At 42.4% G+C, this 6,018-nt stretch carries 5 protein-coding genes; 2 read left to right on the top strand and 3 right to left on the bottom strand.

Annotated elements, in window-relative coordinates; translation table 11 throughout:
• Nucleotides 1-425: 425 nt before the first annotated feature.
• Nucleotides 426-1,874 (top strand): solute carrier family 23 protein, encoded by a 1,449-nt coding sequence (locus tag EI164_RS14180; protein ID WP_192520575.1) that lies wholly within the window; start codon nt 426-428, stop codon nt 1,872-1,874.
• Between the two features lie 128 nt (nt 1,875-2,002).
• Here the strand turns inward: EI164_RS14180 and EI164_RS14175 are convergent, their stop codons facing one another.
• Nucleotides 2,003-2,935: a DMT family transporter gene (locus tag EI164_RS14175; protein WP_192520574.1), complete on the bottom strand. Its 933-nt coding sequence runs from the start codon at nt 2,933-2,935 to the stop codon at nt 2,003-2,005.
• Nucleotides 2,936-3,272: 337 nt separating this feature from the next.
• On the opposite strand from EI164_RS14175, the gene EI164_RS14170 reads away from it, so the two are divergent.
• The gene (locus tag EI164_RS14170) at nt 3,273-4,262 is read left to right on the top strand and encodes a WG repeat-containing protein (RefSeq protein ID WP_225739317.1); all 990 of its coding nucleotides are present in this window, start codon (nt 3,273-3,275) and stop codon (nt 4,260-4,262) included.
• A gap of 148 nt (nt 4,263-4,410) precedes the next feature.
• Here EI164_RS14170 and EI164_RS14165 read toward each other — a convergent pair whose 3' ends face one another.
• Nucleotides 4,411-5,460: an alpha/beta fold hydrolase gene (locus tag EI164_RS14165; RefSeq protein WP_192520572.1), complete on the bottom strand. Its 1,050-nt coding sequence runs from the start codon at nt 5,458-5,460 to the stop codon at nt 4,411-4,413.
• A 27-nt stretch (nt 5,461-5,487) separates the two neighbouring features.
• Nucleotides 5,488-5,652 (bottom strand): rubredoxin, encoded by a 165-nt coding sequence (locus EI164_RS14160; protein ID WP_192520571.1) that lies wholly within the window; start codon nt 5,650-5,652, stop codon nt 5,488-5,490.
• Nucleotides 5,653-6,018 lie beyond the last annotated feature (366 nt).

Raw genomic sequence — 6,018 nt, 5'->3', positions numbered from 1 at the left:
ATTTGCTTTTAGAATCCCCCACTTGAGCTTTGCGAAAGTGGTGGGAGTATGTCAATATGACCCGGAGTCGACGGCTATGTAACATCCTGTAAGCTGGTTGTCGTCATAGAGTACGTTGAATAACAAAGCACGACTGAAACCATTTTTAGCAACGCATAGCCGACCTGATACATCTAGCAAAACCTTATATATACAGCAGTATATGCTCATCATAGCAAATAATACTTTTGGTTTGCTATATTAAAACATAAATGAATAAATTAGGGTGGTATGTAGGGTCTGTTAAATGTTCCAGTACTAGGTTTACTACTGACCGTATTTTCTAACTACCTATCCTCAATTATTGACGTCACAACCTGACTGTATTTTCAGTACATTATTTATTGTCGCCTATTATTTTAGCTCAGTTCACATAGGATAAGCGCATGCCATCTCAAAAAGACCCTTCCTCCCATTCAAAAAATGGTGCTCAAGAGCCACCAGAACAAAATGCACTAGAAGCTGCAGGTATTGATTCAGCTGCCATAAGTTATTCAAAAAATCCAGACTTTAACAATGGTCGTTGGTTCCCGACATGGCGACCGTATCAGGGTAACTTGGATCGTGATCCAGTCGGTATTAATGAATATCTACCACCATCAAAAAGTGTCTTATTAGGTGTGCAGCATACTTTTGCGATGTTTGGTGCGACGGTGCTGGCACCATTATTAATGGGATTTGATCCTAATTTAGCTATTTTGATGTCAGGTATTTGTACGGTGATGTTCTTTATGATCACTGGTGGGCGCATGCCAAGTTATTTGGGTTCAAGCTTCGCTTTTATCGGTCCAGTCATCGCTGTGACAGCCTATGCAGGTGCAGGGTTCAATGGTAATCTAAATGTCGCTTTGGGCGGTATCATGGCTTGCGGTATTATTTATGCCTTGATTGGACTATTGGTGATGAAGACGGGCACTGGCTGGATTGAGCGCTTGATGCCACCTATCGTGACCGGTGCCATCGTGATGATCATTGGTCTTAATTTAGCACCGGTGACTATTCAGGGTGTGTCGGCCAATCAGTTTGATGCATGGATGGCCACATTGACGGTGTTGCTCATCAGTGTTGTAGCCGTGTTTACTGGCGGCATGTTACGTCGCCTATTGTTATTGGTCGGTTTGATTTTATCGTATGCTGCTTATTTTGTGATGACCAATGTTTTAGGCTTTGGAGCACCGATTGATTTTACGAGCGTGGCCGCGGCTTCATGGTTCGGTCTACCAACGATTCATACGCCTAGTTTTGATAAAAATGCTATTATTATGATTGCACCAGTGGCCTTTATTTTAGTGGCTGAAAACTTAGGGCACTTTAAAGCGGTCGAGGGCATGACCAACGCTCGCGTCACACCTTATATGGGTCGCGCTTTTCTCGCTGATGGCTTAGCAACGACTTTTTCGGCAGGGTTTGGTGGTACAGGCGTGACTACGTATGCTGAAAATATCGGTGTAATGGCGGTGACCAAGGTCTATAGCACGACGATATTTGTGGTGGCAGGTGTGGTTGCGGTTGTTCTTGGACTGTCTCCAAAGTTTGGCGCCATCATTCAGACCATCCCAGCGGCATTATTAGGCGGCGCATCTATCGTTGTATTTGGTTTGATTGCGCTGGCAGGTGTGAAAATCTGGATAGACAATCATATTGATTTTAGCAAAAACAGTAATCTAATCATTGCAGCTGTCGTTGTTATCATGGGTACCGGCAACTTTAGCTTGCATTTAGGTGGTTTTGATTTGGGTGGTATCGGTACTGCTACGCTAGCTGCCATCGTATTGAATATCCTATTCAATCAAGCGTCTGAAGTAAAAGCGGCTAAGAAATTATTAGCCAAATAATAGCTTGAGTGTTATAGCCTTTATGAACTATATAAACTGAATTGATGATGTTAAAAAAGCCCTCATTCTATCTCTAGAACGGGGGATTTTTTTGAACGAGACCATCAAATTTATTTATATTTACGCTGTTATTTATATTTACGTTTATAAAAGCGTGCAAAAAACCGATATCGACGCAGCGCTCGTGGCTTAGGTTTTAATGAGCCTAGATATATCGCAAGCATGGTTAACAGTGCACCACTCCATTGTAAGCCATTAATCGGTTTGTCCAGCCAGCTATAATCAATGACCAATGCAGCAACTGGTTCAGTTAATAGTAATAACCCAGTCAATGCTAGAGACAGCTTGGGAATAGAGTAGGCGATGAGTCCCCATGCCAAGCACTGCATCACGGTACCGTAGATAAGCACCCAACCAATCTCAGACCATGTGTTCGGTAAGATATGCCCCATATCAAATACTAGCATCGGAATAATCATGGCAAAGACACCACCGATACTAATTAGCTGCATTAACACAAATATCGGTGTTGGTTCTGTATCATGCGTTTTACGAATGAACGTCATTGATGCAGCCAGCATTGCACCCGAGACGATACCAGTGATGAAGCCCCAAGTTGCTGCTGTATTATGAGCAAATTCAGGACTGCCGATCATTGCGACGCCTAGCATCGCTAAAAACAGACTGATGAGCTGTACAATCGATTGGTGTTCATTAAAATATAAAAAACCAATCGCCGCCAAAAAGAAAATCTGTAAGCTGTTCAGTAATGTTGAGATGCCAGGGCCAACGGCATAAATGCTCTCATGCCACAATGCCAAATCCAGCCCTAAAAATGCACCTGACAATAGACCATAAAAAATAGCCCGCCTTGAACGAGGTAAGCGTTGTCCCATAATTTTTGCTAAGACAGCAAAGACGATGCCTGAAATGGCCAATCGCCAAAACGACATCGCCCAACCACCGATATCGACATGAGCAACGATTAAACTCCCCAGACCAAATATGATACAACCAATGACTAAGCCGATAGGGGCAGAGCGTGAAGCAGCAAGCGCCATAAACAATCCTTATTTCTGTATTAATATACTCTGTTAAGCTCTATATCAGTATCAGTATCAGTATCAGTATCAGTATCAGTATCAGTATCAGTATCAGTATCAGTATCAAGGCCTATATTAAAAACGATAGTAAATTAGGCTGTATTGTCGAGGTTTTGAGCTTAAAAATAACCAGTTACATTAAGCGGTGGTGACGACATATATTTATTGGCCTAGTGGTCTATAATAGTCACTCTCGACCAGACACTATATTAACGTTTATACCAAAAACCTCCATACTTTTAGCTTAGGTTTATTTATGTTGCAATACTCATTATCAAAACCACAACGATGCTCGATGTTCAATTTACCACGAATGATTCCGCGCTATGGTTTTGCCTTGGGAGTGGTCTGTAGTGCCTTATTTGCAGCGTCAACGGCACAAGCGGCCAGCTGCAAATTGCCCAAAAGCTACTACAAAAACGTCTCTTGCACATCAAGTAGCGGTTATTTTTTGGCCATCAAAGACTTTGGCGCGCCCGTTGCTTTAATTAATAGCAAAGGCAAAGCCGTCGTTGACTTATCACGTTATCACGAGATTAAGGCGGATAAAATTTCTGGCGGCCTAATTCCCGTCCAGCGGAAAAATAAAGTTGGCTATATTAATATGCAAGGTCGTGAAGTTGTGCCGGTCATTTATGATTTATTAGGCGAGTCAGCAGGCTGGGCGCGCGCGGTATCAGAGGGTCGTATCATCGTAAAAAAATCTGGCAAGTACGGCGTTATTAATACGGCTAATAAAATCATTGTGCCGTTTTCGGCAGCATTCAGTGATATCGATGACTATCGAGGTGGCGTGGCACGTGTCAATAAAAACAGAGCAATCAGCTGGCTGGATAAAAATGGCAAGACGACTAGTGACCCTAATGGCAGTAGCAATAGTAACACCGGCGATGAGTCAGCTTCATCATCAGAATCAAGCTCAGTACAAGCAAGTCAACCTATCACTCGTTTTACCACGTTACAACCACGTAAGCAAGATGGTAAATGGGGGTTTGTCGATGACAACAATGTGATCATGATTACTTATTCATTTGATGAAGTGCAGTCCTTTTCCGAAGGATTGGCTGGTGTTCGAATTGGTAAAGACTGGGGGTTTATTAACCTTGGTGGTGAGTTAGTCATTCCGTTTCGTTTTTCTGACAGCGGCGTGTCGGCTAATGATAAATACAAAGGTAAGCCTGCGTTTGTATTTACGGATGGTAAGGCGTGGATTGGTAATCTAAAAAATGACACTAAAATGTGTATTGATAAAGAGGGTGCGGGTGTCGCTTGTGATGAGGGTTAGTACTTATAACTTCAACAGACCCTAAAAAATCACAATAAAAAAGAGTGTAAGACCTATTATGAGCTCATAGGTTTACACTCTTTTTTTTGTTATTACTTATGGCTTGTTTAACGTTTCTTAAGCTGTTGACACTGAGCGTTCTGATTCCTTACTTTTCTAATAAATGGTTACTGATTAAGTCCACCATATAAGGCTGATAATACTCAGGAATATCATGTGCCATGCCTTCGATTAAATGAAACGAGGCATTAGGAATGGTCTTTGCAACCACACGGCCTTGTGAGGCAGGTAACAGGCCATCCGCACTGCCATGTAATACGATAGTTGGCGCTTTGACTTGCTTACTGAATCGACTGATAGAGCCGGATGCCAAAATGGCATTAAGCTGCTGCACCGTGCCGAGTGGATGGAAGCTGCGCTGATAGCGTATTTTAGCAATCTCACGCACCATACGTACATTGACATGCCCAGGGGTGCCGACTGTTTTCATAAACCAGACGCTATGCCTTACAATATCACGCTCAGAATGGCTTTCAGGGCGATTGATAAGGGTATATAGTTGCTTTGGCTTTGGTGGTTTTAGGAAAGCGCGGTTGGTCGTGGTAAACATCAGCGCCATTCGCTGCACTAGGCTTGGATAGCGTGCGGCCACGATTTGTGCAATCATACCACCCATAGAAGCGCCGAGCAGGTGCGTCTTTCCTAACTGCAATGCCTTAATTAAGCGAACTGTGTCTTCTGCCATATCCGTTAAATTATAAGCAACTTGTGTGCTCTTATTTGATAAGCCAGTTTGTAAGCGTAGCATCATTTTTAGTTGGTTAATACGCGGCAAACCTTCGATCTGCACTTTAGAGGACAAACCAATATCACGATTATCAAAACGTATCACAAAAAAACCTGCATCAATGAGACGTTTGATGAAATTGTCTGGCCAAAAAATCATTTGGGAGCCAAGTCCCATAATCATTAATAAGGGCGGATTATTAGGATTACCACCGGCTTCAACACACAGCTCGATACCATCACCGATATCAATCATTGATTGATAAAGGTGATCACTGAGATCAGAGTTACCCCATTGATGTATACCGAACTTTTGCCACTCAGCGGTGGGGTAGTTTCCTGCATTTTCATTAAGGATTGTCTGTGATTTGGTCTTTTCTTTGGCACTATTCATATCATTTGATGTCGTCATGAAGTGTCCTAATTAGAGAATCGTCTATTACAGCTCAACCATCTCAAAATCAAGCTTTCCTACACCGCATTCTGGGCAAGTCCAGTCGTCAGGGATGTCATCCCATTTGGTTCCTGGTGCGATACCTTCTTCTGGGCAGCCGAGCTCTTCGTCATATATCCAGCCGCAGACAATACATTCATAACGTTTCATAATAAATAATCCTATCGATCATTGCCAGTGTTACAGTGCGTTATAGACGCTCAGATTTAGCATTGCAGTCAGGGTGTTAGACTGCGAAAGCGCACGTAGTTTAGCATATAACCATGATTTTCGTAGTTAAGTTTACACTTGTATATTGAGATTAACTGGTTTTTATTCAAGGGGCGTCTTGCTACTAAGCTGAAGTGAGTAGCTATATTATTGTCTACCTATTTATGTCGAGCCTAAATACGGCCATCAATCATGTTATAATGACGGCCACTAACGTTATCGCATTAACCATCATTTATCATTAATATATTCGGTGGTGTTCTAAAAAGTATGCTGGCATCAGACATAGCCATAATTGACATAGAA

Origin of the sequence: Psychrobacter sp. FME13, assembly GCF_014861395.1 — a bacterium.
In the GTDB taxonomy this organism is placed as follows: domain Bacteria; phylum Pseudomonadota; class Gammaproteobacteria; order Pseudomonadales; family Moraxellaceae; genus Psychrobacter.
This window is presented reverse-complemented; position numbering and strand designations above follow the sequence as displayed.

Coding starts and splice junctions, on each gene's coding strand:
- EI164_RS14180 (WP_192520575.1), top strand. CDS start 426: ATGCCATCTCAAAAAGACCCTTCCTCCCATTCAAAAAATGGTGCTCAA.
- EI164_RS14175 (WP_192520574.1), bottom strand. CDS start 2,935: ATGGCGCTTGCTGCTTCACGCTCTGCCCCTATCGGCTTAGTCATTGGT.
- EI164_RS14170 (WP_225739317.1), top strand. CDS start 3,273: ATGTTCAATTTACCACGAATGATTCCGCGCTATGGTTTTGCCTTGGGA.
- EI164_RS14165 (WP_192520572.1), bottom strand. CDS start 5,460: ATGACGACATCAAATGATATGAATAGTGCCAAAGAAAAGACCAAATCA.
- EI164_RS14160 (WP_192520571.1), bottom strand. CDS start 5,652: ATGAAACGTTATGAATGTATTGTCTGCGGCTGGATATATGACGAAGAG.